We start from the raw sequence: 23,108 nt of genomic DNA, 5'->3' as shown, positions 1-23,108 counted from the left end.
ACCCTAAACGTAGCGCCTGAGGAAACACTTTTCGGATGTAGAAGGTACCGTTTCGGTCTTTGGTAGGCTTTATCATAATGCCCATGTTGCACCACCGGGAAGCGGGGCCGGAGGAAAGATAAGGGCGTTAACTACTGATAAAACAAAAATTGCTGATTCAGAAAGCAAAAACCCCCGCCTAAGCGAGGGTTCAAAATAAGTGGTGCCCGGACTCGGAATCGAACCAAGGACACGGGGATTTTCAATCCCCTGCTCTACCGACTGAGCTATCCGGGCAACGGGGCGCATTAAACCCGATCTGCCCTCTGTCGTCAACGAAAAATGTTGTTTTCGTTACAGACTGCGCAATCTCTCGCCATTTCGCCGCATCTTTAGGCGAAAAAGTGCGTCCAGAGCGCAGAGAGCGGCATGGCGAGCAGCAGTGCCGGTAGCATGTTGACCACGGCAAACATCTTGATCCCGCAAATGCGCAAGCCTGTCGCCAGCAGCAGCAGGCCACCGACGGCGGTGAAATCTGCCATCATCTCTGGCGTGGTCAGCGGGAGAATCAAGGTGGCGCAGGTGGCGAGTGCCAGCTGGATAAGCAGCATCGGGACGCAAATCGCCGCCACTGCGACGCCAAGGGTGGTGGCGAAAATGGTGGCGGTGAAGAAATCGAGAAACGCCTTCGCAATTAAGATGCTCGGGTCACCGGTCATCCCTTCCTGCATCGAACCGAAAATCCCCGTGCCGCTGGCGCAAAACAGAATAATGATGGCGACATAGTTCTGAATAAAGGACTCATGCGTGCCGTGCTTCGCTTTGCCCGGCCGGGCAATCAGGTTTTTGGCTTTACTGACTGCGCTGTTAATGCCTTTTTCCAGATAACAGAACTCACCAATGAGCGCGCCGAGCAGGGTGGCCAGCACCATCACGGGCAGATTGGCGCATTTGATGACTAAAAGAATACCGATCCCTAGCGACGCCAGGCCGAATATGGAGGGCATAGAGGTGCGAATACGCTCCGGTAACCGCTGGCTCAGCACTGCGCCGAGTACGCCGCCCAGCAATACGGCGCCGGCGTTGATAAATGGCCCGATAACCACGCTTAACTCCTGTTACTTACTCATTGGTATTGCATGATTATGACATGCTTCTGCTTTCCGGCCGTAAGCATTGGGTGATTAAATGCATAAGGATTGCTTGTTGCAGCTAAAAATAAAAGGTGACATTATTGCGCGAATTTTCTCCTCCTGTCTCACCGTTCGGTGAGGGTAACTGCGCTTATGAAAACCATGAAAATCGCCGTCAGCCGCGAGCTGCTCTCTACTGTGTCTACGCACCGCGAAAAGGTGACGCTGGATAACACGGATTTCACCGATGTGGCCGCCGTCGTCCTGACGACGACAGACAGTCGCAGCGGCATTCTTGCGCTACTGAAACGCACGGGATTTCAGCTGCCGGTGTTCATTTTCTCGCAGGAGCCCACGGAAGCGCCCGACGGCGTCAGCGCGGTCATCTCGGGTAAAGCTCAGGAGTTTCTGGAGCTGGAGACCGCAGCCAGCCGTTACGAAGAGACGCTATTGCCGCCGTTTTTCGACACCCTGAGTCAGTATGTGGAAATGGGCAACAGCACCTTTGCTTGTCCGGGTCACCAGCACGGCGCCTTTTTCAAAAAACACCCGGCCGGGCGGCAGTTCTATGATTTCTTCGGTGAGAACGTCTTCCGCGCCGACATGTGCAATGCCGACGTGAAGCTGGGCGATCTGCTGATCCACGAAGGGTCCGCCAAGCATGCGCAAAAGTTTGCGGCAAAGGTGTTCAACGCGGATAAAACCTACTTTGTGCTGAACGGTACGTCGGCGGCCAACAAGGTGGTGACTAACGCACTGCTCACCCGTGGCGATCTGGTGCTGTTTGACCGTAACAACCATAAATCCAACCACCACGGGGCGCTGATCCAGGCGGGCGCCACGCCGGTGTATCTTGAGGCCGCGCGTAACCCGTTTGGCTTTATTGGCGGAATTGACGAGCACTGCTTTGACGAGGCGTATCTCCGGGAGCTGATTCGCGAGACGGCGCCGGAAAAGGCCGACGAAGCACGGCCATTCCGCCTGGCGATCATTCAGCTTGGCACCTACGACGGGACGATCTACAACGCCCGTCAGGTGATCGACAAGATCGGCCATCTGTGCGATTACATTCTCTTTGACTCCGCATGGGTGGGCTACGAGCAGTTTATCCCGATGATGGCGGAGACGTCCCCGCTATTGCTGGAACTGAACGAGAACGATCCGGGCATCTTTGTGACCCAGTCGGTGCATAAACAGCAGGCCGGGTTCTCGCAAACTTCGCAGATCCATAAAAAGGATAACCACATCCGCGGTCAGGCGCGTTTCTGCCCGCACAAGCGTCTTAACAATGCGTTTATGCTGCATGCTTCCACCAGCCCTTTCTATCCGCTGTTCGCGGCGCTGGATGTGAACGCGAAAATCCACGAAGGGGAAAGCGGGCGCAGGCTGTGGGCGGAGTGCGTTGAGCTGGGCATTGAGGCGCGTAAGGCGATCATTGCCAATTGCCATATGATCAAACCGTTTATCCCACCGGTGGTGGCAGGGCGGCCGTGGCAGGATCATCCCACCCACGCCATCGCCAGCGAGCTTCGCTTCTTCAGCTTTGAGCCCGGTGCTAAATGGCACGGGTTTGAGGGCTATGCCCGCGAGCAGTACTTTGTCGACCCGTGCAAGCTGCTGCTGACCACGCCGGGCATTGATGCCGAAACGGGGGAATATACGGATTTCGGTATTCCGGCGACGATTCTGGCGCACTATCTGCGCGAAAACGGCATTGTGCCGGAGAAGTGCGACCTTAACTCGATCCTGTTCCTGCTGACGCCTGCTGAAAGCAGCGACAAGCTGGCTCAGCTGGTGGCGATGCTGGGGCAGTTTGAACAGCATATTGAAGACGATACGCCGCTGGCGGACGTGCTGCCGACTATCTTCCAGAAATACCCGGTGCGCTACCGGGACTATACGCTCCGCCAGTTATGTCAGGAGATGCACGATCTCTACGTCAGCTTTGACGTGAAAGATCTGCAGAAGGCGATGTTCCGCAAGGAGAGCCTGCCGGAGGTGGTGATGAACCCGCAGGATGCCAATCAGGCGTATATTCGCGGGAACGTGGAGCTGGTGCGTATTCGGGATGCTGAGGGGCGGATCGCTGCTGAAGGGGCGTTGCCTTATCCGCCGGGCGTGCTGTGCGTGGTGCCGGGTGAAGTCTGGGGCGGGGCGGTGCAGCGTTACTTCCTGGCGCTGGAGGAGGGCATCAACCTGCTGCCGGGCTTCTCGCCGGAGCTGCAGGGGGTCTACAGCGAGAAGGATGCCGACGGGATTAAGCGGCTGTATGGGTATGTATTGAAGTAGTCCCCCTCACCCTAACCCTCTCCCCAAAGGGGAGAGGGGATTGCACGGAGCCGTCTTTTCACCCTCGCCCCTTTGGGGTGTACGGTCCGGGGACATAGTGAACGCTTGTTCGGGGACATGGTAGACACTTACAACTAAGGCATAAGAACCCGTTTATGGAGTCGCTTATGCCCTGGGATGCGAGAGATACCATGTCATTACGTACCGAGTTTGTTTTGTTCGCCTCGCAGGACGGAGCGAACATCCGTTCCCTCTGCCGTCGCTTCGGCATTTCACCTGCCACCGGCTACAAGTGGCTTCGTCGCTGGACGGAGGAAGGGGCCTCCGGCCTTCAGGACCGCCCGCGCATACCGCACCATTCCCCGAACCGCTCATCTGACGACATTACTGCCCTGCTGCGCATGGCCCATGACCGTCATCAACGCTGGGGAGCCCGCAAGATTAAGCGCTGGCTGGAAGACCAGGGGCACACCATGCCCGCCTTCAGCACCGTTCATACCCTGATGGCCCGTCACGGCCTGCTGCCGGGCACTTCACCGGGCATTCCCGCCACGGGACGGTTCGAACATGACGCGCCCAACCGGCTCTGGCAGATGGATTTTAAGGGCCACTTTCCCTTTGGCGGTGGCCGCTGCCATCCGCTCACCCTGCTGGACGACCACTCCCGTTTTTCCCTGTGCCTGGTGCACTGTAACGATGAACGTCGTGAGACCGTGCAGCAGCAGCTGGTCAGCGTGTTTGAACGCTACGGCCTGCCGGACAGGATGACGATGGATAACGGCTCACCGTGGGGAGACACCACCGGCACCTGGACGGCGCTGGAGCTGTGGCTGATGCGCCAGGGTATCCGGGTGGGGCACTCCCGGCCGTATCATCCGCAGACGCAGGGCAAGCTGGAGCGTTTTCACCGCAGCCTGAAGGCGGAAGTGCTGCAGGGGAAGTGGTTCGCGGACAGCGGTGAACTGCAGCGCGCCTTCGACCACTGGCGGACGGTCTATAACCTTGAACGCCCGCATGAGGCGCTGGATATGGCGGTACCGGGCTCGCGGTATCAGCCGTCATCGCGACGGTACAGCGGCAACACAACGCTCCCGGAATACGACGAGGGCGTGATGGTCAGGAAAGTGGATATCAGCGGAAAGCTGAGCGTGAAAGGGGTAAGTCTGAGCGCGGGTAAAGCGTTCAGGGGAGAGCGGGTCGGACTGAAGGAGACGCAGGAGGATGGCTGCTATGAAGTGTGGTGGTACAGCACGAAAGTGGGGGTGATCGACCTGAAGAAAAAGTCGATCACCATGGGTAAAGGATGTTAAAAAGTGTTCACCATGTCCCCGAACACCTGTCTACCATGTCCCCGGACTGTACATGGGGAGAGGGCCGGGGTGAGGGGTATTAAGCCGCACTACGCTTGTACATCCTCCTCGGATGCCCAATCTTGCCGTACAGCATCTCCACCGTCAGAAAACCCGCCTCCACGCAATGCTCCAGATAGCGTCGGGTGGTGGTTTTACTCAGCCCCGTCTCGCTCACGACCTCATCCACGGTAAAGCAGTGCGTTGCCCGGGCGTTAAACAGCGACTGCACCCGCGCCAGCGTATTTTCCTCAATGCCTTTGCTGCCGTTGTCCTGACGGTAGTTTTTCGCCTGTAGCTGATAGAGCGAATCGACGTTCTGCTGGTCGACAATCTTCCAGACGCGCTGCTGTTCGGCAAACTGCACAAACCGCTCCAGCGACTGGCTGAGCCGCTTCCAGGAGACCGGTTTAAGAATATAGTCGAACGCGCCGTTGCGGATCGCCTGGCTGCAGGTGTCCATATCACTGGCGGCCGTAATAAAAATCACCGAGCAGTTGGCGCGCGCCAGCATGGGGTTAGTGATAAGCGAGATCCCTTTGCCGTCAGGCAGATAGTTATCCAGCAGCACCAGCTGTGGCTGTTTACTTTCAAGCTCAGCCTGGGCCGCAGCCAGTGACGAGGCAATGCCCACCAGCCTCAGACGCGGATGCTTACCTATCAGCTCCGCGTGCAGCTGCGCCAGCTCGTTCTCGTCTTCAACAATCAGTACGTCGATAAGTTCATGTTGCATAGTCGGTGTCTTCCAGTTGCCGGGCGGCTCCAGTCGCAGGGATAAACAGTGAGAAAATGGCGCCGCGCGGCGTGTTATCGGCAACTTCAATTGTGCCGCCTGCCTGTGTGACATAGCTTTCAATCAGATACAGGCCAATCCCATGATCGCCGCGTGTTTTGGTGGTGATGCCGCGCTCAAAGATCCTGTCACGGATCGCAGGGGTAATGCCAACGCCCTGGTCGGCCACTTCAACGATCAGCTCCTGTTCGCTGAGTTTGATCAGCACCTCCACCGGCGCGTGGGGAAGCGGCGACCGTTGCGTCGCTTCGATGGCGTTATCCAGCAGGTTGCCAATAATCGAAATCAGCTCTTGTTCCCCCAGCGGCAGGAACGGTTTGTCCAGCCGACAGGCCGGGTCGAAACTGAGCTCGACCCCTTTCTCCCGTGCGCGGGCGGCTTTCCCCAGCAGCAGGCCGCACAGCGTCGGGGAGCTGAAGCGCGACGAGATAAAGTCCAGCAGCTCCTGGGCATGTTCCGATTGCGCCTGAATGTAGCCAATAGCCTCCTCATAGCGGCCCATATGCAGCAGCCCGGAGAGGGTGGTCATCCGGTTCAGTTGCTCGTGGCGCATGATGCGCAGATTATCGACATAGCGTTTGACCTGGCTGAGCTGGGCGCTCAGCGAGTCGATCTCGTTGCGATCGCGGAAGGTGATCACCCAGCCCTGCAGCGCCCCCTCAAGCATGATGTGTACCCGGCTGGCAATGACCGTGAGGTCGTTAAAACGGCAAATCTCGTCATGGGTATCTTTCGCCAGCATAGTTTGCGTGTCGAAGAACGGCACCGGCTCAATCACCTGGCTTATCAGCTGCCCGCGCAGTTCCCGGGCCGGCTGGCTCAGACCCAGCAGCTTGCGCGCCGCCTGGTTGATCACCTCTATGCGTCGTTCGTTATCAATGGCGATCACGCCTTCGTAGATGGACTCCATCATCGCCTTCTGCTGGCGCACCAGCAGACCGATCTCTCGCGGCTCGAGGGAGAAGATCTGCTTCTTAATGCTGCGGGTAAAGAACCAGGAGAAAACAAAGAGGGCGATCAGCAGCAGCACGGCGGCAATCAGGATATTGACTACCTTACTGACGGTAATGGTATCCAGATAGCTGGTGAGATAGCCTACCGAAACAATACCGACCACCTGTCCGGCATTGTTAAAGATGGGCGCTTTACTGCGCAGCGAAATGCCCAGCCCGCCTTTGCGGATCGTGGTGATACTTTTCCCCTGTAAAACGGCTTCATTGTCACCGCCGACCAGCGTGGTCCCCACTCTGTCGGCAAAGACGGAGTGAAAAAGGTGCAGCCCCTTATTATCACCAATCACAATAAAGCTGGCGTCACTAAGCGCAGAAATCTTCTGCATAAAATCATGAATGGCGTTGATATTCTTTTGTTCAACTTCATCACGTAATGTCGGAATAAGTGCTATCTCTTCAGCCTGTATTTTGGCGCGCGCGCTCATTTCCTGATAAAGCTGTTTACCAACATCGACATAATAATATCCGCCCAGTAAGGTAAAAAGTACTGAGAAAAAGGCAACCAGCGAAATAAACAGCTTAATCTGGAAAGAGACTTTCATAACTATCACGCGAGGTAGCGACAAAGATCGCCAATATATCATCTTTTTTCGTGCGGATGCCCGCTTTGCCGAAAACTTGTGATCCCTTGCACAGCAGGGGCTGTAAAAGCATAGCCTTGAAGGAGGGCAGACTTCAGGCTGCCGCAATAAATGTTATTTGTTTGTTCAATTCGGAAAAGAAACCATAAAAACCACGGGAATAAATACGGTATAAATCACAGTAAATAAAAGAAACCATTAAAACCATAGCGGCCATTAAAACTTCGCTTTTAATATGCCTTCCCTCACATAAAGTAAGCCTTTGTGACTCTAAGCTGAACGCACAAAATAACCAAGGGGCTTATTATGAGCACAACTGACGATTCTTTCTCTGTTACCCACGACCCGATTGAAATTCAGCGACCTTCGCTCAAAGAGCGCTGGTGGCATATTATGGATACCTGGAAAATTGGGATTATTCCTCTGCCGCTGTTCGTTCTGGCGGGTGCGCTGATTGCAATTGATTGCCTGGGCGGAAAATTGCCGAGTGATATCGTGGTGATGGTGGCGACGCTGGCCTTCTTCGGCTTTGCCTGCGGTGAGTTTGGCAAACGCCTGCCGGTTGTCGGCAAGCTCGGTGCGGCGGCGATTTGCGCCACCTTTATCCCTTCCGCGCTGGTCTACTACGGCCTGCTGCCGGACGTGGTGGTCGAGTCCACCACTAAGTTCTACAAATCCACCAACATTCTCTATCTCTACATCTGCTGCATCATCGTTGGCAGCATAATGAGCATGAACCGCACGGTGCTGATTCAGGGCTTCCTGCGCATCTTCTTCCCGATGCTGTGCGGCGAAATCGTCGGCATGCTGGTGGGGATGGGCGTCGGCCTGGCGCTGGGTCTTGAGCCGTTCCAGATCTTCTTCTTCATCATTCTGCCGATTATGGCGGGCGGCGTAGGAGAAGGGGCGATCCCGCTTTCCATCGGCTATGCCACCCTGCTGCATATGGACCAGGGCGTTGCGCTCGGACGCGTGCTGCCGATGGTGATGCTCGGCGGTCTGACGGCAATCATTATCTCCGGGTGCCTGAACCAGCTCGGCAAACGCTATCCGCACCTGACCGGTGAAGGCCAGCTGATGCCGAACCGCGCGAATGCGGATGCCACCGTCTCTCAGCCCGCGTTCTCCGGTAAAGCGGACGTGACCACTATCGCCTCCGGCGCGCTGCTGGCGGTGCTGCTCTACATGCTGGGCATGCTCGGCCACAAGCTGATTGGCCTGCCTGCGCCAGTGGGCATGCTGTTTATGGCGGTGCTGGTGAAGCTCTGCAACGGCGCTTCTCCACGTCTGCTGGAAGGCTCGCAGGTGGTGTACAAGTTCTTCCAGACCTCCGTGACCTACCCGATTCTCTTTGCCGTTGGCGTGGCCATCACCCCGTGGCATGAACTGGTGGCGGCCTTCACGCTGACCAACCTGCTGGTGATCATCAGCACCGTCTCCGCGCTAGTGGCGACCGGGTTCTTCGTCGGCAAAAAGATTGGTATGCACCCGATTGATGTCGCCATCGTCTCATGCTGCCAGAGCGGCCAGGGCGGAACCGGCGACGTGGCGATCCTGACCGCAGGCAACCGCATGAGCCTGATGCCGTTCGCCCAGATTGCTACCCGAATTGGCGGCGCGATTAACGTCTCTGTCTCACTGCTGATTCTGGGCAACTTCCTCGTTTAAGTTTTCAGGAAAGAACAATGAAACTCGCAAGCTTTTTATACCAGGGAAAACGCAGCTACGGCATCGTGCAGGCCGACGGCGTGATTGATTTAGGTCGCCGTCTGGGCGACCGCTACAGCGACCTTAAAGCGCTGCTGCAGGGCAACGGGCTGGCACTGGCCACCCGTTACCTGAATGACGCAGTGGACGTGCCGATGAGCGCCATCACCTTCTTACCGGTGATTGAGCAGCCGGAAAAAATCCTCTGCGTGGGCATGAACTACGCCGACAAGCGCAAGGAGTTTGACCAGCATAACCCGGCTCCAACGCTGTTTGTCCGCTTCCCGGATTCCCAGACCGGCCACAACGAGCCGGTGCTGAAGCCGCGCCACTCCAGCGAATTCGACTACGAAGGCGAGCTGGCGGTGATCATCGGTAAAGGCGGGGAGAATATCCGCCGCGACGACGCCCTGCGCCACGTGGCGGGCTACAGCTGCTACATGGACGGTTCCGCCCGTGACTGGCAGCACACCTGGTTTACCGCCGGTAAAAACTGGCGCAAAACCGGCGCGTTTGGCCCGTGGATGGCGACGGCGGATGAGATCCCGGACCCGCACCAGCTTGCGATCCGCACCTGGCTGAACGGTCGTATGGTGCAGGAAGACAATACCAGCAGCATGATCCACAAAGTCGCCGAGCTTATCGAGTACATCAGCACCTTTACCCGCTTGAGCCCGGGTGACGTGATCATCACCGGATCCCCGGGCGGAGTGGGTAAAAAGCGTAACCCGCCGCTGTTTATGAAAGAGGGCGATCGCATTGAGGTGGAGATCGAGCATATCGGTCATCTGAGTAACGTGATCGTGGAAGCGCCAGCCGTCGGGCTCACGGCAGCACACTGAGTAAGGCGGTAACATGCACTCGCAACCCATCGATTTTCGCCACACGCTGGTGGCGAAGCACCCGGAACGCTTAAGCCAGATCCGTTACCTGCTGGCGGACAGCGGCCTGGGCCTGGACAACGACATCACGCTGTTTGTCGAAGCCTGGTCCGGCCCGCAGCTGGTGGGTTGCGCAGGGCTTGCCGCCAACGTCATCAAATGCGTGGCGGTCAACGAGCAACTTCGCGGCGAGAACCTCAGCGCACGGCTGCTGGCGGAGGTGCAAAATGCGGCGCTGGAGCGCGGCCATTTTCACCTCTTCCTCTGCACCCGTCCGTGCAACAAGGCGCGTTTCGCCCGCAGCGGTTTCTGGCCGATTGCCGAGAGCGGGAACAACGCGGTACTGATGGAGAACACCCCGCAGGGGATTGATCGTTATTGCCGTTCTCTGCGCGCGAACCGCAAGAGCGGGGAGAAAATTGGCGCCATTGTTATGAACGCCAATCCGTTCACTCTCGGCCACCGCCATCTGGTGGAACAGGCGGCTATGCAGTGTGATGCCCTGCATCTGTTCGTGGTGCGTGAAGATGCCTCGTTTTTCCCGTTCAGCGCGCGTCTTGAGATGGTGCGCGCGGGTGTGGCGCATCTGCCGAACGTGGTGGTGCATGAAGGCTCGCAGTACATCATCTCCCGCGCCACGTTTCCGGCCTACTTCCTGAAGGAGACCGGCAAAGTGCAGCAGGCGTGGAGCGAAATCGATGTGCTGATCTTCCGGGATTTCATTGCCCCGGCGCTGGGCATCACGCACCGCTTCATCGGCTCGGAGCCGTTTTGCGACATCACCCGCCAGTACAACCAGACGCTGCACGACCTGCTGGCCTCGCATATCGAGGTGGTGGAAATGCCGCGCATCAAGGCCACCGGTAACGCCATTTCAGCGTCCGAAGTGCGCCGCTTACTAAAGACACAGCAGTTTTCCCGGATCCGGGAGATTGTCCCGGACTCCACCTTCGCGCACCTCGAAACACACTATCGGGCGAGTGCGGAAGTCGCTTAACTACCAGGAATTTATCATGAAAATTGTAAGGGAGGCGCTGGCCGGAACGCAGGAGTCCAGCGACCTGATGGTGAAAATCGCTCCCGCTCACGGCGAGCTGGAGGTAGTCATCCACAGCGAAGTGATTAAGCAGTTTGGCGAGCAAATTCGCCAGGTGGTCAACGACACATTGCGCGCCATGAACGTGCACCAGGGACTCATCATTATTGAAGACAAAGGGGCGCTGGACTGTGTGATCCGCGCCCGCCTGCAAAGCGCGCTGATGCGTGCCGCCGATGAACAGGCCATCAACTGGGGGGCGCTGAAATGAGCAAACTCCGCCGCAGCATGCTGTTCCTCCCGGGTGCCAACGCCGCCATGCTCTCCACCGCGTTTATCTACCGCCCGGACTCCATCATGTTTGACCTGGAAGACGCCGTTGCCCTGCGCGAGAAAGACACCGCACGCATGCTGGTGTTTCATGCGCTGCAGCATCCGATGTATCAGGATATCGAAACCGTGGTGCGCATTAACCCGCTGAGCACGCCGTTTGGCCTGCTGGATCTGGAGGCCGCCGTACGGGCCGGCGTGGACGTGATCCGTCTGCCGAAAACCGATACGCCGGATGACATCTATGAGCTGGAAGGCCACCTGGTGCGCATTGAGCAAGAGTGTGGTCGCGAGGTTGGTTCTACCCGCGTGATGGCGGCGATTGAGTCGGCCGTTGGCGTGATTAACGCCGTGGCGATTGCCCGCAGCTCGCCGCGCTTAATCGGCATCGCGCTGGCCGCCTTTGACTATGTCATGGACATGCAGACTGAACGCGGCGACGGCACCGAGCTGTTCTACGCCCGTTGTGCCGTGCTGCACGCCGCGCGTGCCGCAGGCATCGACGCCTTCGACGTGGTGTGGTCAGACGTTAACGACGAGGCCGGGTTCCTGCGCGAGGTCGATCTGATCCGCAAGATGGGCTTTAACGGTAAATCGCTGATCAACCCGCGCCAGATCGATCTCCTGCATAACGCCTATGCCCCGACCCAGGAAGAGGTGGATCACGCCAAAAGGGTGGTTGAAGCGGCAGAAGAGGGCGAGCGTAACGGCCTGGGCGTGGTGTCGCTCAACGGCAAAATGGTGGATGCACCAATTATTAACCACGCGCAGGTGGTGCTGGAGCGCGCGGCGGCCTCCGGCGTGCGTCGGTAAGGATGAGATAATGAATCAGACTGAACTTCTCCATGTCAATTTTCCCCATCTGCGGGACTTAAAACCGTTTGATACCGCCCACAGCGCGACGCCGTGGCTGGCGGACAGCGACGCGAAGCACAACCGCAAACTGTGCGCCTCTGTCGAAGAGGCGGTTAAGCGCTGCGGTCTGCAGGACGGGATGACCATCTCCTTCCACCACGCGTTTCGTGAAGGCGACCGGGTGATTAACACTGTAGTGGCGCTGCTGGCGCGGATGGGCTTCAAAAACCTGACCCTGGCCTCCAGCTCGCTGATGACCTGCAACGACGCGCTGATTGAGCACATTGAAAGCGGGGTGATCACCCGGATTTACACCTCCGGGATGCGCGGCAGGCTGGCAGAGGCCATCTCCCACGGGCTGATGGACGAGCCGGTGCAAATTCACTCCCACGGCGGGCGGGTGAAACTGCTCCAGGACGGCGAGCTGAATATCGACGTGGCGTTTCTTGGCGTGCCGTGCAGCGATGAGTTTGGCAACGCCAACGGCACGCACGGCAAATCGTGCTGCGGCTCGCTGGGCTACGCCATGGTGGACGCGCACTTTGCCCACAAGGTGGTGCTGCTGACTGAAGAACTGGTGCCGTTCCCCAATATGCCCGCCAGCCTGGTGCAGGACCAGGTGGACTACATCGTGCAGGTTGAGAGCGTGGGCGATCCGGCGAAAATCAGCGTCGGCGCAGCGCGCGTCACCAGCAACCCGCGCGAGCTGATGATTGCCCGCTATGCGGCGGACGTCATTGAGCACTCCGGCTATTTCAAACCGGGCTTCTCGATGCAGACCGGCTCCGGCGCGGCGGCCACCGCCTGCACCCGCTTTATGGAAGAGAAGATGGAGCGCAGCGGCGTGAAGGCACGCTTTGCGCTCGGCGGCATCACCGGCAGCCTGGTGGATCTGCATGAAAAGGGGCTTATTGAAAAGCTGCTCGATACCCAGTGCTTTGACGGCCAGGCGGCGGCCTCGCTGGCGCGCAACCCGAACCACGTGGAGATCTCCACCAACGTCTACGCCAACCCTGGCAGTAAGGCGGCAAGCTGCGACCAGCTTGACGTGGTGATCCTCAGCGCCCTGGAAATTGACGTCGATTTCAACGTCAACGTCATCACCGGCTCTGACGGCGTAATGCGCGGCGCGTCCGGCGGACACTGCGACGTGGCCGCCGCGGCGAACCTGACCATCGTCGTTGCGCCGCTGCTGCGTAGCCGCATTCCGACGGTGGTGAAGCGGGTTACCACGCGCCTCACGCCGGGGGAGAGCATTGACGTACTGGTTACCGATCACGGTATTGCGGTCAACCCGGCGCGCCCGGAGATCCGCGAGCGGCTGCTGAAGGCGGGGCTCAAGGTTGTGGACATCACTGCGCTGTACGAGCGGGCGATCTCCCTGACTGGCGTCCCCAAACCAATCGCGTTTACCGACAAAATCGTCGGGGTGATCCGCTACCGCGACGGCAGCGTGATCGACACCGTGCGACAGGTGAAGGAGGACGTATGATTTCAGCGACACCCGTGCGGGCGGGTGTCAGCCTGGACGAACTGCTGGCGGCGAAAGAGCGCCGCGCAGGGCGTCAGGCTGACATGCTTGAGCACTATCAACAACCGGTCATTTCCCTCACCCTGGTGACGCCAGGGGAGGCCAAAGACAGCCTGCGCTATCGCAACACCATGGGCGTGGCGCTGCATATGTGCGACCAGCTGCTGTGGGAAAACCGCTGGCAGGTGCTGGACCGCCAGGTACTGTGGCTCCCGACCGGGCCGGAAGCCCTGTGGTGCGTGGCCCATCCGGCGGCAGAAATCAAAGCGCACTGTGCGGAACTGGAGCAGACGCATCCGCTCGGCAGGCTGTGGGATCTGGATGTGATCTGCCCTCAGCACGGCCACGTCGGGCGACAGTCGCTGGGGACGAATCTCAGACGCTGCCTGATCTGCGACGAGCCGGCGCATGCCTGTTCCCGTTCGCGCGCGCATCCAGTGGAGCAGGTTGTGGCTCGCGTGGAGAAGATGATCGATGACTGGTTTGCTCGCGACTAAACTGCGCCCGGCTGACGTGCCCGCGCTTGCCGAAGCGGCGTTGTGGCAGGAGCTGGAGCTGACGCCCAAGCCGGGGCTGGTGGACAAACTCAATAACGGCGCCCATCGCGATATGAACCACGCGCTGTTTGTCCGCAGCATTGCGGCGATTACGCCGTGGTTTTCGCGCTTTGCTGAACTGGGCAGCGCGCATGCCGATAAACCCGCTGACGAACAGTTACGGGTTCTCCGCCCGATGGGGATGGCCTGCGAGCAGGCGATGTATGCCGCAACGAACGGGGTGAACACCCACAAAGGCGGTATTTTTGCCCTCGGTTTGCTGTGCTTTGCTGCCGGGCGTGTGAAAAGGGTTTCCGCAGACAGCCTCTGTTGTGAGGTTAGTAACCTCTGCAGCGGGCTGGTCTCGCGGGAGCTGGCCGCACGCAGCGGGCAGGCGACGGCGGGCGAGCGGCAGTATCACCTGTATGGCTTAACCGGCGCGCGCGGAGAGGCCGAAAGCGGTTTTGCTACGGTGCGTAAGGCGCTGGCGCAGTGGAGCGGGCATTCACTTCACGACCTGCTGTTACGCCTGATGTCAGTCAATCAGGACAGCAATCTGGTGTCGCGCGGCGGCATTGAGGGGCTACGCTTCGTTCAGGGTTATGCGCGGAAACTGCTGGCTGCAGGCTGGGACCGCGAGGCGTTGCTCAGAATGGATAACGCATTGATTGAACGGAACCTGAGTCCCGGAGGCAGCGCGGATTTACTGTCGGTGGGGTGGGTGCTTGCTGCAATAAAATAGCCGGGTGGCGGCTTCGCCTTGCCCGGCTTACGAACGGTGTTTTTGTAGGCCCGGTAAGCGTTAGCGCCACCGGGCACAACAATCAATGCGCGACTGGCTGCGCACCATTCGGCACGCGAACGTGTTTGTACTTGAACAGCACGATAAACGCGAAGAACAGCACCAGTGAGTACGCGGCGAAGATCAGCCACACCGGCTGCCAGTTGGTGATGCCGTTGGTGGTGTACATCTCAACCACTTTGCCGCTCACCACGCCGCCCAGAATACAGCCGAAGCCGTTGGTCATCATCAGGAACATACCCTGTGCACTGGCGCGGATTTCAGGTTTCACCTCTTTTTCCACAAACACGGAACCCGAGATGTTGAAGAAGTCGAAGGCGCAGCCGTAAACAATCATCGACAGAACCAGCAGCACGGTACCGAACGGGCTTGGGTCGCCATAGGCGAAGAGACCGAAGCGCAACATCCATGCCGCGATACTGATCAGCATGACGTTCTTGATGCCGTAGCGGCTCAGGAAGAACGGAATGGTCAGGATGAACAGCGTCTCAGAGATCTGCGAGATGGACATCATCACCGACGCATGTTCAACGATAAAGCTGCCGGAGAACAGCGGGTTGTTATCGAAGCTGTGCAGGAAGGTGTTGCCGAACATGTTGGTGATCTGCAGTTCCGCGCCCAGCAGCATGGAGAAGATAAAGAAGATCGCCATGCGTTTGTTTTTAAACAGCGCGAAGGCGTCCAGGCCGAGCATGGTGCTCCAGCTCTGGTTTTTCTGCTGGTTAGAGACCGGAATGGTTGGCAGCGTCAGGGTGAACAGCGCCAGCAGCACGGAGAGTGCAGCGCCGATGTAAAGCTGCATATGGCTCAGTTCGAAGCCCGCGAAGCTCACGCCCCACATCGCCATGATAAAGCCGATAGTGCCCCAGATACGGATTGGCGGGAAATCGGTCACGATGTCCATATCCGCGGATTTCAGGCGATAGTAGGAGATGGTGTTGATCAACCCAAGCGTTGGCATGTAGGCCAGCGAGTTAAGCAGGATCACCATGAACATCGCCCCCGGTGTGGTCACCTGGGCTGCCATAAACAGCGTCCCCGCGCCCACCAGGTGGCAAAGCATGTACAGCCATTTGGCACTCAGCCATTTATCCGCCACGATCCCCAGCAGCGTTGGCATGAAGACCGCCGCAATACCGAGCGAACTGTATACGGCACCGATTGACGCACCATCGAACTTGAGCGTCACAAACATATAGGAGCCGAGTGTAGTCAGCCAGCTACCCCACAGGCAGAACTGCAGAAACGACAATATTTTAAGCTGCAGCTTAAGGTTCATGTTACTTTCCTCACAAGTGAGCGGGAGATATGTTGTTATAGGAACATTCAGGGTTGTTATTTGATGCAATTCTATCAGTTGGCAACGATATGTTTTGTTACCTCCCGCAAAAAAATGCAATCCACATTAATTTGCAGTTTGGATTGTGATGCAAATAACATTTTCGTATGGGTGAGGGATTAGGTGCGGCCTGATGTCCCCTCACCCTAACCCTCTCCCCAAAGGGGAGAGGGAACTTGAACACCCTCTCCCCTTTGGGGAGAGGGCAGGGTGAGGGGGGGGGTTCTATCGACGACGGTAGTTCTTCTGCGCCGTATTCACTTTATACAGATAACGACGGGATTCCGCGGACGGATGGCGGGTGGTCAGGGTTGCGTAGACATCTCCCGGCGCCATGCTGTTGATGATGTTTGCGGCCTGCACTTTGTCATTCGAGAAGACACGTAGCACGCTGCCCGCACCGCCGTTATAGGCGGTGATCACCGCGTAGCGGCGCGAGGTCGGGTTATCAATCCCGCCCAGGTAGACATTGTTCAGCATCGCCAGATAGGCGGTGCCGGTATCAATGTTGCTCTGCGGATCGAACAGATAGCTGCGGCTCGGCGTTCCGGATTTCCCCTGCGCGCGGAAGACGTCTTTACCGGCGCTGTGCTGTACAACCTGCATCAGCCCCAGGGCGTCGGAACGGCTCACCGCGTAAGGGTTAAACGACGATTCGGTCTGCATAATCGCCAGGATCAGCGACTCATCCACGCCGTACTTGCGTGAGGCCTGACGCACCATGCCTAAGTACTTATGCGCACGCTTGTCGAGGTGGTTCGGAACAAGGTTGATGGTGACGCTATAGATAATCTTCAGGCCGTTCGAGCGGCTTTTCAGGCGCGTCTGCAGCAGGTAGTCGGCAAATTTCGTGGCGCGGCCTTCCCAGCGAATGGGCTGGCCGGTCTGATCGACGACCTGACCGTACAGGAACGGCTCTTTGGATATCGTGATGTCGTCGGCATCGGAGTAGAGATCGATTGAGCCCGGATCGTCACCCATCAGCAGGGTTTTGATGATTGCCTGACGGAGCCGAGCGGCAGGGTCTGTGCCGGCAATGGTTTCAATCGTGATCGTACCCTCATCAAAGTTGATGTGGCTACGGGTCAGATAGGCGTCGGTGTACTTAACGTAGTCCTTAGGTCCGGCAATAAGAACTTCGTTAAATCCCCATATATTCTCGATGTTATGGGCAAACTGACCCATCAAAATATCAAAACCGTTGGTGTCCTTGATCCAGGCTTCGTTGTACTCATCACCTTTTTTTGACGAACACGAGACAAGCAACGGCGCAACAAGGGCTAGCGCTAAAAGTTTTTTCATCATTCCGGGAGTGCGTGTTGTGTTTGCTTAGTCGTTGCTTTCGCCGGGTGGCGCTGCGCTTACCCGGCCTACGAAACCGTAGGCCCGTGCAAGCGTAGCGCCGCCGGGCAACAGCCGCTCGATATTATTTTTCCGGTGGCGTATAGCCTTCGATGTGCACGTCTTTACCTTCGAACAGGAAGCTCACCATCTCCTGCTCCAGCAGTTTGCGGTGTTCCGGGTTCATCATGCTGAGTTTCTTCTCGTTGATCAGCATGGTCTGCTTTTTCTGCCACTGCCCCCAGGCTTCTTTGGAAATCTCGTTATAAATGCGTTTACCCAGGTCGCCCGGATAAAGCTGGAAATCCTGGCCTTCAGCGTCACGCTGCAGGAAAGTACAAAAAATCGTTCTGGCCATACTCATTCCTCTTTTTTAGCCGATGCTAAACCATTGCACCGGCACGTAATTGCTGTAACAGGCGCTCCACGGGAGCCGCCAGCCCGACTGATGGCGGTTGCGCTAAGTTATACCAGAGAGCGGTGCCTTCATCCATGCACGAGGCGAAGGAGGACACGGGAAGCCACATCGGCACAATATCCAGATGGAAATGGCTGAAGGTGTGGCGAAACGCGGTCAGCTGCGTCAGGTTATCGGCAGCAATCCCGCGCTTTTTAAGCCATTCACGCAGCAAGTCTTCATCTTCAAACTGTGGGAAGCAGTATAGACCACCCCACAGACCGCTCGGTGGACGTTGGGCCAGGAACACTTCATCGCCGTGCTGCATCAGCAGCATATAGCCGGTGCGTTCCGGCAGCGTCTGTTTGGGTTTCTTACCGGGATACTGTGCCCACGACTGGTTGGCGTACGCCACGCAGAGATTATTCACCGGGCAGAGTTCGCATTTCGGTTTTGAGCGCGTGCAGACCATCGCGCCAAGATCCATCATCGCCTGGTTGAATCGCTCGACGCCGTTTGCCGGGGTGACCTCTTCACTTATTTCCCAAAGACGTTTTTCAACATCCTTCTTTCCCGGCCAGCCGTCGACGGCATAGCAGCGTGCCAGCACGCGCTTCACGTTGCCGTCGAGGATCGGAAAATGCTTGCCTAAAGAGAGGGAGAGAATGGCGCCGGCGGTTGAACGTCCGACGCCGGGTAAATCCGCTACCTCGTCAAAGGTTTCCGGGAAGCGTCCGTTGTGGCGCGTCGCGACCTGCTGTGCTGCTTTGTGCAGGTTACGCGCGCGGGCGTAGTAGCCAAGCCCGGTCCACAGGTGCAGCACCTCGTCCAGCGGAGCGTTAGCCAGATCGGTCACCGTCGGGAAGCGCGCCATAAAACGCTCAAAGTAAGGAATCACCGTCGCGACCTGCGTTTGTTGCAACATCACTTCGGAGAGCCATACTTTGTAAGGCGTTTTTTCAATTTGCCAGGGCAGGGTTTTACGCCCGTATTTGTCGTACCAGTCCAGCACCTGGGCTGAAAATTGAGAGGCTTGCATGGTCATCGATTCGTATAATCAGGGACGCCGATTGCAGCACAGCGTCAATCTGCTGTAAACCGGATCTTTCCCATGCTTGCATAGAAGCCTTAACTTTGGATAATGCCCGTTTCCCGAACATTCTCACAAGCAGACAACTCTTTTATGAAAAACGACGTCATTTCACCGGAATTTGATGAAAACGGTCGCCCGCTGCGCCGTATTCGCAGCTTTGTCCGCCGTCAGGGTCGCCTGACGAAAGGGCAGCAACATGCGCTGGACAACTACTGGCCGGTGATGGGCGTTGAGTTCAGCGAGCAGCCTCTGGATTTTAGCGAGCTGTTTGGCCGCGACGCGCCGGTAACCCTGGAAATTGGTTTCGGTATGGGCGCCTCGCTGGTGGCCATGGCCAAAGCCCGCCCGGAGCAGAACTTCCTCGGCATTGAAGTGCACTCCCCGGGTGTGGGCGCGTGTCTGGCTACGGCCCATGAAGAGGGCGTTGAGAACCTGCGCGTGATGTGTCATGACGCAGTGGAAGTGCTGCACAAAATGATTCCTGACAATTCTTTAACCATGGTTCAGCTCTTTTTCCCTGACCCGTGGCACAAAGCACGTCATAATAAACGCCGTATCGTTCAGGCGCCGTTTGCTGAGCTGGTAAAAAGTAAGCTCAAGCTGGGCGGTGTCTTCCATATGGCGACCGACTGGGAACCTTATGCGGAACATATGCTGGAAGTGATGTCATCGCTGGACGGTTACAAAAACCAGTCGGCGAGCAACGACTATGTACCGCGTCCGGAATCGCGTCCGGTAACGAAATTTGAACAGCGTGGCCATCGTCTTGGTCACGGTGTATGGGACTTAATGTTCGAGAGGGTGAAATAATGGCAAAGAATCGTAGCCGTCGTCTGCGTAAAAAGATGCACATCGAAGAATTCCAGGAAGTGGGCTTCTCCGTTGCCTGGCGTTTCCCGGAAGGCACCAGCGTTGAGCAGATCGATCAGGACGTTGATGCGTTCATCAACGAGGTGATCGAGCCAAACAAACTGGCCTTCGATGGTAGCGGCTATCTGGCGTGGGAAGGTCTGATCTGCACCCAGGAAGTGGGTAAATGCACCGAAGAACATCAGGCCCTGGTACGTAAATGGCTTGAAGACCACAAGCTGGAAGATGTTCGCGTCAGCGAACTTTTCGACGTTTGGTGGGACTAATAAAGTAGTAAAGGGCCAGCATTAGCTGGCCCATTTTGTCTGAGGGAGTGTTTAAGATGCGCAAAACGTTGCTGGCTGCTGCTTTGATGGCAACCGGATTCACCGCCCATGCGGAGTATAAATGTAGCGTCACCCCGCGTGATGACGTGGTGTTAAGCCCGCAAACCGTGCAGGTCAAAGGCGAGAACGGCAATCTGGTGATTACGCCGGAAGGGAACGTCACCTTTAACGGCAAACAGTACAACCTGACTGCGGCACAGCGTGAGCAGGCGAAAGACTACCAGGCCGATTTGCGTACCGCGCTGCCATGGATTAACGAAGGCGCGCTGACGCGCGTTGAGAAAAGCCGCGTGGCGCTGGATAAGATCATCACCAAAGAGGTGGGGGAGAGCAGCAATATGCGCACCCGCCTGACGAAGCTCGATAAGCAGTTGAAAGAGCAGATGAACCGGATTATCGAGACGCGTACCGACGGCCTGACGTTCCACTACAAGGCGATTGATCAGGTCCGCGCTGACGGGCAGCAGCTGGTGAACCAGGCGATGGGCGGTATCCTGCAGGACAGCATTAACGAGATGGGCGCCAAAGCGGTACTGAAAGGCGGCGGTAACCCACTTCAGGGCGTGCTGGGCAGTCTGGGCGGCCTGCAGACCTCCATTCAGAATGAGTGGAAGAACCAGGAAGATGATTTCCAGAAGTTCGGCAAAGACGTGTGTAAACGCGTTGTATCGCTGGAAGATAGCCGGAAGGCGCTGGTGGGGACGTTGAAGTAAGATCTCTGCGCGCTGGGCCCCTCACCCCGGCCCTCTCCCCATGGGAGAGGGTGTAATCGTTCCCTCTCCCTGTGGGAGAGGGTTAGGGTGAGGGCATCAGGCAGCGCAGTCGTTGCAATATAGCCATCAACACCTCCTCCTCGTTTGTCCTGAATTCATTATTCCAGAACCGTAGTATTTCCCAGCCGTTCGCATTCAAAAATTCAGCACGACGTGAATCATACATTTCGTTGTTCTGATGTTGTCCACCATCCAGCTCAATGATCAGTTTCGCCTTAAAGCAGGCAAAATCTACGATATACGCACCAATCGGCATCTGGCGGCGAAACTTATAGCCAAAGAAGCGGCGTCCCCTGAGTAAATACCAGAGGCGTAACTCTTCGGGCGTCATGTGTTTGCGGAGTTGTTTTGATTTGTCCATCCCCACACTCTGCCAGCCTCTCCCTCAGCCGGCAGCGCGGGATGCAAAATCCTGAATCAGCCTTCAGATTCTTCGGCGAGGAACAGCTCAAGAAGGGAGTTTAAGAACAGTTTGCCGTGCTCGGTGATCTGCCAGTATTCCTCACATTCCGTGAGATACCCCTTCGCCAGCGCTTCGTCAATCTGTGGACGAATCACTGACTCCGGCAGCCCGGTGTAACGCGAAAATTCCGCACGCGGTGCGGCTTCCAGCAGGCGGAAGCGGTTCATAAAGAACTCAAACGGTTTATCCACCGCCTCGACATCATGCTGACGTTCCAGGTAACGGCCTTCCATATAGCCACGCGGGTGGCGGGTCTTCGCCGTGCGCAGAATGCGCCCGTCCGGGAAAGTCACTTTACCGTGCGCGCCGCAGCCAATCCCCAGATAGTCGCCAAACCGCCAGTAGTTCAGGTTGTGCTGACACTGATAGCCCGGTTTCGCATAGGCGGACGTTTCATACTGCTGATAGCCTGCGGCAGTCAAAAGCCTGTGGCCCTGCTCGAAGATATCCCACAGGGCGTCGTCGTCCGGCAGGACTGGCGGGCGCGAACCAAACAGCGTGTTGGGCTCGATGGTGAGCTGGTACCACGAAAGGTGTGGTGGGTTCAGTTCAATCGCCTGGCGCAGGTCGTCCAGCGCCTCGTCCAGCGACTGGTCCGGGAGGCCGTGCATCAAATCCAGGTTGAAGCTGCGAAGATTAAGCCCCGTCGCCAGCGTTGCCGCACGCTTCGCCTCTTCCGGGCCGTGAATGCGCCCCAGGCGTTTCAGTTTCGGCTCGCTAAAGCTCTGCACACCGATGGAGATGCGGTTCACGCCTGCACGCTGATACTCGACAAAACGGTCGGCCTCAACGGTGCCGGGGTTGGCTTCCATCGTAATTTCAGCATCCGCTGCCAGGTTCAGGCGCGCACGCACGCCGTCCAGCAGCGTTTGCATCGCCGGGCCTGACAGCAGGCTCGGCGTACCGCCACCAATGAAAATGGTCTTAACTTCACGTCCCTGTGCGTACACGACATCGGCGTCCAGATCGGCCAGCAGATGCGCAACGTAGTCATCGTGCGGCACTTCGCCCTTCAGCGCGTGCGAGTTGAAATCACAGTACGGGCATTTCTGCACGCACCACGGGATGTGAATATAAAGACTCAGAGGTGGCAGATTAGCCATTACGCAGTGCTTCCAGTAACAGTTTCAGGGCGCGTCCGCGGTGGGAAATCGCGCTTTTCTCTTCGCGGGTCAGTTCCGCAGCGGTCTTGCCCTCGGACGGGACAAAGAAAATAGGATCGTAACCAAAACCGCCGTTACCTGCCGCTTCGCGGGTAATCACTCCCGGCCAGCTGCCGTGGCAGACGATGGGGGTCGGGTCTTCCGCATGACGCATATAGACCAGCACGCAGTGGAACTGCGCGGTACGCTGCTCGTCCGGCACGTCTTTCAGCGCGACAAGCAGCTTTTCCAGATTCTGCTGGTCGGTCGCGTCCACGCCGGAATAGCGTGCAGAGTAGATCCCCGGCGCGCCGCCGAGAAAATCGACCGCCAGACCGGAGTCGTCAGCGATTGCGGGCAGGCCCGTAATCTGTGCGGCATGGCGTGCTTTCAGGATCGCGTTTTCGATAAACGTCAGCCCCGTCTCGTCGGCGGAATCCACGCCGAGCTCGGTCTGGGCGACCACATCCAGCCCAAAATCATGTAATAGCGAGGCCAGCTCGCGCACTTTACCGGCATTACCGGTCGCGAGAACAACTTTCTGCATGG

At 57.6% G+C, this 23,108-nt stretch carries 23 protein-coding genes and 1 tRNA gene; 13 read left to right on the top strand and 11 right to left on the bottom strand.

The genetic code is table 11. From position 1 onward, the window contains the following. Nucleotides 1-200 precede the first annotated feature (200 nt). Nucleotides 201-276, bottom strand: a tRNA-Phe gene (locus SP99_RS18630). Nucleotides 277-371: 95 nt separating this feature from the next. Next, on the bottom strand, nucleotides 372-1,085 hold the full coding sequence (locus SP99_RS18625; protein ID WP_047959450.1) for a DUF554 domain-containing protein: 714 nt from the start codon (nucleotides 1,083-1,085) through the stop codon (nucleotides 372-374). 180 nt (nucleotides 1,086-1,265) lie between these two features. Between SP99_RS18625 and speF the strand changes: the two genes are divergently transcribed. Both speF and SP99_RS18615 read left to right on the top strand, forming a co-directional pair. After that, a complete protein-coding gene (gene speF, locus SP99_RS18620) occupies nucleotides 1,266-3,401 on the top strand; it encodes an ornithine decarboxylase SpeF (protein ID WP_047959449.1) in 2,136 nt (711 codons plus the stop codon). A 167-nt stretch (nucleotides 3,402-3,568) separates the two neighbouring features. Continuing rightward, nucleotides 3,569-4,711: an IS481 family transposase gene (locus SP99_RS18615; protein ID WP_047959448.1), complete on the top strand. Its 1,143-nt coding sequence runs from the start codon at nucleotides 3,569-3,571 to the stop codon at nucleotides 4,709-4,711. A gap of 79 nt (nucleotides 4,712-4,790) precedes the next feature. Here the strand turns inward: SP99_RS18615 and SP99_RS18610 are convergent, their stop codons facing one another. Continuing rightward, nucleotides 4,791-5,483 carry a response regulator gene (locus SP99_RS18610; RefSeq protein WP_047959447.1) on the bottom strand — a complete coding sequence of 231 codons (693 nt, stop codon included), beginning with the start codon at nucleotides 5,481-5,483 and terminating at the stop codon, nucleotides 4,791-4,793. Beyond that, nucleotides 5,473-7,098 carry an ATP-binding protein gene (locus SP99_RS18605; protein WP_047959446.1) on the bottom strand — a complete coding sequence of 542 codons (1,626 nt, stop codon included), beginning with the start codon at nucleotides 7,096-7,098 and terminating at the stop codon, nucleotides 5,473-5,475. Before SP99_RS18605 ends, SP99_RS18610 begins: the two co-directional genes overlap by 11 nt. Nucleotides 7,099-7,443: 345 nt before the next feature. Between SP99_RS18605 and SP99_RS18600 the strand changes: the two genes are divergently transcribed. Genes SP99_RS18600 through citG form a run of 8 tightly spaced genes read left to right on the top strand, consistent with a single transcriptional unit; the run spans nucleotide 7,444 to nucleotide 14,755 of the window. Next, nucleotides 7,444-8,805: a 2-hydroxycarboxylate transporter family protein gene (locus SP99_RS18600; protein ID WP_047959445.1), complete on the top strand. Its 1,362-nt coding sequence runs from the start codon at nucleotides 7,444-7,446 to the stop codon at nucleotides 8,803-8,805. A gap of 17 nt (nucleotides 8,806-8,822) precedes the next feature. Continuing rightward, the gene (locus tag SP99_RS18595) at nucleotides 8,823-9,686 is read left to right on the top strand and encodes a fumarylacetoacetate hydrolase family protein (RefSeq protein ID WP_047959444.1); all 864 of its coding nucleotides are present in this window, start codon (nucleotides 8,823-8,825) and stop codon (nucleotides 9,684-9,686) included. A gap of 13 nt (nucleotides 9,687-9,699) precedes the next feature. Then, nucleotides 9,700-10,722, top strand: a complete 1,023-nt coding sequence (gene citC / locus SP99_RS18590; protein ID WP_047959443.1) for a [citrate (pro-3S)-lyase] ligase — start codon at nucleotides 9,700-9,702, stop codon at nucleotides 10,720-10,722. A 16-nt stretch (nucleotides 10,723-10,738) separates the two neighbouring features. Continuing rightward, the gene (citD, locus tag SP99_RS18585; protein ID WP_045286752.1) at nucleotides 10,739-11,032 is read left to right on the top strand and encodes a citrate lyase acyl carrier protein; all 294 of its coding nucleotides are present in this window, start codon (nucleotides 10,739-10,741) and stop codon (nucleotides 11,030-11,032) included. After that, nucleotides 11,029-11,904, top strand: a complete 876-nt coding sequence (gene citE, locus SP99_RS18580) for a citrate (pro-3S)-lyase subunit beta (RefSeq protein WP_047959442.1) — start codon at nucleotides 11,029-11,031, stop codon at nucleotides 11,902-11,904. Before citD ends, citE begins: the two co-directional genes overlap by 4 nt. A 10-nt stretch (nucleotides 11,905-11,914) precedes the next feature. After that, nucleotides 11,915-13,438: a citrate lyase subunit alpha gene (gene citF, locus SP99_RS18575; protein WP_047959441.1), complete on the top strand. Its 1,524-nt coding sequence runs from the start codon at nucleotides 11,915-11,917 to the stop codon at nucleotides 13,436-13,438. Beyond that, entirely contained in the window at nucleotides 13,435-13,974 is a 540-nt protein-coding gene (gene citX, locus SP99_RS18570) for a citrate lyase holo-[acyl-carrier protein] synthase (protein WP_047959440.1), read from the top strand. The genes citF and citX overlap by 4 nt, the downstream gene beginning before the upstream one ends. Then, nucleotides 13,952-14,755, top strand: coding sequence for a triphosphoribosyl-dephospho-CoA synthase CitG (gene citG, locus SP99_RS18565; RefSeq protein ID WP_047959439.1), 804 nt, complete (start codon nucleotides 13,952-13,954; stop codon nucleotides 14,753-14,755). Before citX ends, citG begins: the two co-directional genes overlap by 23 nt. A gap of 82 nt (nucleotides 14,756-14,837) precedes the next feature. Here citG and SP99_RS18560 read toward each other — a convergent pair whose 3' ends face one another. From SP99_RS18560 to mutY, 4 genes are all read right to left on the bottom strand, one after another. Next, on the bottom strand, nucleotides 14,838-16,094 hold the full coding sequence (locus SP99_RS18560) for a nucleoside permease (RefSeq protein ID WP_025760238.1): 1,257 nt from the start codon (nucleotides 16,092-16,094) through the stop codon (nucleotides 14,838-14,840). Nucleotides 16,095-16,379: 285 nt separating this feature from the next. Next, on the bottom strand, nucleotides 16,380-17,456 hold the full coding sequence (gene mltC / locus SP99_RS18555) for a membrane-bound lytic murein transglycosylase MltC (RefSeq protein WP_045286756.1): 1,077 nt from the start codon (nucleotides 17,454-17,456) through the stop codon (nucleotides 16,380-16,382). Nucleotides 17,457-17,580: 124 nt separating this feature from the next. Beyond that, on the bottom strand, nucleotides 17,581-17,853 hold the full coding sequence (locus SP99_RS18550) for an oxidative damage protection protein (protein WP_023309138.1): 273 nt from the start codon (nucleotides 17,851-17,853) through the stop codon (nucleotides 17,581-17,583). Nucleotides 17,854-17,878: 25 nt separating this feature from the next. After that, entirely contained in the window at nucleotides 17,879-18,931 is a 1,053-nt protein-coding gene (gene mutY, locus SP99_RS18545) for an A/G-specific adenine glycosylase (RefSeq protein ID WP_141237272.1), read from the bottom strand. Nucleotides 18,932-19,075: 144 nt separating this feature from the next. On the opposite strand from mutY, the gene trmB reads away from it, so the two are divergent. Genes trmB through SP99_RS18530 form a run of 3 tightly spaced genes read left to right on the top strand, consistent with a single transcriptional unit; the run spans nucleotide 19,076 to nucleotide 20,894 of the window. Further along, on the top strand, nucleotides 19,076-19,795 hold the full coding sequence (gene trmB, locus SP99_RS18540; RefSeq protein ID WP_047959438.1) for a tRNA (guanosine(46)-N7)-methyltransferase TrmB: 720 nt from the start codon (nucleotides 19,076-19,078) through the stop codon (nucleotides 19,793-19,795). Continuing rightward, nucleotides 19,795-20,121 carry a YggL family protein gene (locus tag SP99_RS18535; RefSeq protein WP_003862421.1) on the top strand — a complete coding sequence of 109 codons (327 nt, stop codon included), beginning with the start codon at nucleotides 19,795-19,797 and terminating at the stop codon, nucleotides 20,119-20,121. The genes trmB and SP99_RS18535 overlap by 1 nt, the downstream gene beginning before the upstream one ends. A gap of 56 nt (nucleotides 20,122-20,177) precedes the next feature. After that, nucleotides 20,178-20,894: a YggN family protein gene (locus SP99_RS18530; RefSeq protein WP_025760375.1), complete on the top strand. Its 717-nt coding sequence runs from the start codon at nucleotides 20,178-20,180 to the stop codon at nucleotides 20,892-20,894. 82 nt (nucleotides 20,895-20,976) lie between these two features. On the opposite strand, the gene SP99_RS18525 is transcribed toward SP99_RS18530, so the two are convergent. The 3 genes from SP99_RS18525 to SP99_RS18515 are packed head-to-tail and all read right to left on the bottom strand — an operon-like array spanning nucleotide 20,977 to nucleotide 23,106. After that, nucleotides 20,977-21,315: an endonuclease domain-containing protein gene (locus tag SP99_RS18525; RefSeq protein WP_047959437.1), complete on the bottom strand. Its 339-nt coding sequence runs from the start codon at nucleotides 21,313-21,315 to the stop codon at nucleotides 20,977-20,979. A gap of 56 nt (nucleotides 21,316-21,371) precedes the next feature. Further along, nucleotides 21,372-22,520 carry a radical SAM family heme chaperone HemW gene (gene hemW / locus SP99_RS18520; protein WP_047959436.1) on the bottom strand — a complete coding sequence of 383 codons (1,149 nt, stop codon included), beginning with the start codon at nucleotides 22,518-22,520 and terminating at the stop codon, nucleotides 21,372-21,374. Beyond that, complete coding sequence (locus SP99_RS18515) at nucleotides 22,513-23,106, bottom strand: XTP/dITP diphosphatase (protein ID WP_047959435.1); 594 nt, start codon at nucleotides 23,104-23,106, stop codon at nucleotides 22,513-22,515. The genes hemW and SP99_RS18515 overlap by 8 nt, the downstream gene beginning before the upstream one ends. Between the last annotated feature and the right edge of the window lie 2 nt (nucleotides 23,107-23,108).

This window comes from Enterobacter sp. BIDMC92 (genome assembly GCF_001030225.1).
GTDB lineage: Bacteria > Pseudomonadota > Gammaproteobacteria > Enterobacterales > Enterobacteriaceae > Enterobacter > Enterobacter sichuanensis.
Note: the sequence above shows the minus strand (reverse complement) of the source record. Positions and strands in the feature narration are given on the sequence as shown.

Bases quoted from the DNA above. Each gene is read 5' to 3' on its own strand.
- speF (WP_047959449.1), top strand. From the start codon at position 1,266: ATGAAAACCATGAAAATCGCCGTCAGCCGCGAGCTGCTCTCTACTGTG.
- SP99_RS18615 (WP_047959448.1), top strand. From the start codon at position 3,569: ATGCCCTGGGATGCGAGAGATACCATGTCATTACGTACCGAGTTTGTT.
- SP99_RS18610 (WP_047959447.1), bottom strand. From the start codon at position 5,483: ATGCAACATGAACTTATCGACGTACTGATTGTTGAAGACGAGAACGAG.
- SP99_RS18605 (WP_047959446.1), bottom strand. From the start codon at position 7,098: ATGAAAGTCTCTTTCCAGATTAAGCTGTTTATTTCGCTGGTTGCCTTT.
- SP99_RS18600 (WP_047959445.1), top strand. From the start codon at position 7,444: ATGAGCACAACTGACGATTCTTTCTCTGTTACCCACGACCCGATTGAA.
- SP99_RS18595 (WP_047959444.1), top strand. From the start codon at position 8,823: ATGAAACTCGCAAGCTTTTTATACCAGGGAAAACGCAGCTACGGCATC.
- citC (WP_047959443.1), top strand. From the start codon at position 9,700: ATGCACTCGCAACCCATCGATTTTCGCCACACGCTGGTGGCGAAGCAC.
- citD (WP_045286752.1), top strand. From the start codon at position 10,739: ATGAAAATTGTAAGGGAGGCGCTGGCCGGAACGCAGGAGTCCAGCGAC.
- citE (WP_047959442.1), top strand. From the start codon at position 11,029: ATGAGCAAACTCCGCCGCAGCATGCTGTTCCTCCCGGGTGCCAACGCC.
- citF (WP_047959441.1), top strand. From the start codon at position 11,915: ATGAATCAGACTGAACTTCTCCATGTCAATTTTCCCCATCTGCGGGAC.
- citX (WP_047959440.1), top strand. From the start codon at position 13,435: ATGATTTCAGCGACACCCGTGCGGGCGGGTGTCAGCCTGGACGAACTG.
- citG (WP_047959439.1), top strand. From the start codon at position 13,952: ATGACTGGTTTGCTCGCGACTAAACTGCGCCCGGCTGACGTGCCCGCG.
- SP99_RS18560 (WP_025760238.1), bottom strand. From the start codon at position 16,094: ATGAACCTTAAGCTGCAGCTTAAAATATTGTCGTTTCTGCAGTTCTGC.
- mltC (WP_045286756.1), bottom strand. From the start codon at position 17,456: ATGAAAAAACTTTTAGCGCTAGCCCTTGTTGCGCCGTTGCTTGTCTCG.
- SP99_RS18550 (WP_023309138.1), bottom strand. From the start codon at position 17,853: ATGGCCAGAACGATTTTTTGTACTTTCCTGCAGCGTGACGCTGAAGGC.
- mutY (WP_141237272.1), bottom strand. From the start codon at position 18,931: ATGCAAGCCTCTCAATTTTCAGCCCAGGTGCTGGACTGGTACGACAAA.
- trmB (WP_047959438.1), top strand. From the start codon at position 19,076: ATGAAAAACGACGTCATTTCACCGGAATTTGATGAAAACGGTCGCCCG.
- SP99_RS18535 (WP_003862421.1), top strand. From the start codon at position 19,795: ATGGCAAAGAATCGTAGCCGTCGTCTGCGTAAAAAGATGCACATCGAA.
- SP99_RS18530 (WP_025760375.1), top strand. From the start codon at position 20,178: ATGCGCAAAACGTTGCTGGCTGCTGCTTTGATGGCAACCGGATTCACC.
- SP99_RS18525 (WP_047959437.1), bottom strand. From the start codon at position 21,315: ATGGACAAATCAAAACAACTCCGCAAACACATGACGCCCGAAGAGTTA.
- hemW (WP_047959436.1), bottom strand. From the start codon at position 22,520: ATGGCTAATCTGCCACCTCTGAGTCTTTATATTCACATCCCGTGGTGC.
- SP99_RS18515 (WP_047959435.1), bottom strand. From the start codon at position 23,106: ATGCAGAAAGTTGTTCTCGCGACCGGTAATGCCGGTAAAGTGCGCGAG.